Origin of the sequence: Prevotella sp. SGI.167, assembly GCF_050313615.1 — a bacterium.
Lineage (GTDB): Bacteria > Bacteroidota > Bacteroidia > Bacteroidales > Bacteroidaceae > Prevotella.
The window spans coordinates 1-222 of sequence record NZ_JBNPLT010000167.1 but is presented as its reverse complement, the minus strand read 5'-3'; the positions used below and the strand labels follow the sequence as shown (position 1 = coordinate 222).

Genomic DNA, 222 nt, shown 5'->3' with positions numbered 1-222 from the left:
TGGATTATCCACTTTATCATCTGTAGAATATGGAACCTTCTTGTTAGATCCATAAACAGATGATGAAGAAGCATAAACCAAGTGCTCTACCCCGTGATGACGACAAGCCTCAAGAATGTTATAGAAACCAATGAGGTTACTTTGGATATAAGCATCAGGATTCGTGATAGAATATCTCACGCCAGCCTGAGCTGCAAGATTCACCACCACCTTTGGCTGATA

General features: G+C 41.0%; 1 protein-coding gene. It reads right to left on the bottom strand.

The genetic code is table 11. The features are described 5' to 3' along the window. On the bottom strand, window positions 1-222 hold a 222-nt coding region (locus ACQRBJ_RS16360; protein WP_445304274.1), incomplete at both ends, for an NAD-dependent epimerase/dehydratase family protein.